Below are 930 nucleotides of genomic sequence, written 5' to 3' on the forward strand. Positions count from 1 at the left end.
ATGATGGAATCATCCCAGTTCAAAACTTCTTCAGCTTGGTTAATGATTTGAGCAATGTCAGCTCGACCAGAATTAAGCTCCAAGAAGAGATCTTAGCCGGCTGTTGGGAAGCTCTAAACTCAGGACGAGCAGATTTGTTGGTGTGTCCGAAAATGGAGATACTGCCGCAAGATGTCAAAGCAGAAGTCATCGGACATATGGAGATGATATGGGTTGCATCGAGTGAGCACTATATCCATAGACGTAGCGGGGTGTTTGACGAGCAGGCGCGCGAAAAGTATCGTGTTATCGCCATTGCCGATACCGCGCGAGAGCAACCGGCAATTAGTGTCAACATTACCCAGCGGCAACCACGCCTAACGGTGACAAATTTTGCTGCTAAGGTAGACGCACTTAAAAACGGGCTGGGGATTGGAACATTGCCCAAAGGCCTAGCAAGCGAACTGATAGCGAATGGAACACTTAAGCAGATTAGCGACACTAAGCCTCTGCCAATGGAAATCATTCTAGCGTGGAAGCGCAACAAGATTGGTGAAGCTAAATCTTGGTGTATCCAGTATTTGCTCAAGAACTTTAAAAACAATGCCAAGGTTTAGCCGCTATTCTACACTCGGTAAGATAGCAAAAGGGAGCAATGTGCTCCCTTCTATATTTTGAAACCTAGCCGTATTACAAGCCGCCTTGCTGCTGAGCTTGTTTTACTAAAGCCTGACGTTGAGTTTCTTCTTCATTAGCCACTTTATTTTCCGTATCTATTGAACGCTCCTGTTGTGGTGGAACGAATACAAAGTACTTATTAATAGTCATCGAAAGAACCTCTAGTTTGGTCGTAGTAACCTTCCCGGTTGAAAAATCACCGTATCGCCATCTTTTGATGGAGACTCCATGTATTAGGTTTCAAAAAATAAAGGATGTTAACTCAGTTAACAT

At 44.2% G+C, this 930-nt stretch carries 2 protein-coding genes; one reads left to right on the forward strand and one right to left on the reverse strand.

The features are described 5' to 3' along the window. Window positions 1-596, forward strand: a 596-nt coding sequence (locus QTO00_RS20210) for a LysR substrate-binding domain-containing protein (RefSeq protein ID WP_331426342.1), incomplete at its 5' end; no start/stop codon positions are given. A 73-nt stretch (window positions 597-669) separates the two neighbouring features. Here the strand turns inward: QTO00_RS20210 and QTO00_RS20215 are convergent. Further along, entirely contained in the window at window positions 670-807 is a 138-nt protein-coding gene (locus tag QTO00_RS20215) for a hypothetical protein (RefSeq protein WP_331426343.1), read from the reverse strand. Window positions 808-930: the final 123 nt, after the last annotated feature.

This window comes from Vibrio sp. M260118 (assembly GCF_036533755.1).
Lineage (GTDB): Bacteria > Pseudomonadota > Gammaproteobacteria > Enterobacterales > Vibrionaceae > Vibrio.

Bases quoted from the DNA above. Each gene is read 5' to 3' on its own strand.
- QTO00_RS20215 (WP_331426343.1), bottom strand. From the start codon at position 807: ATGACTATTAATAAGTACTTTGTATTCGTTCCACCACAACAGGAGCGT.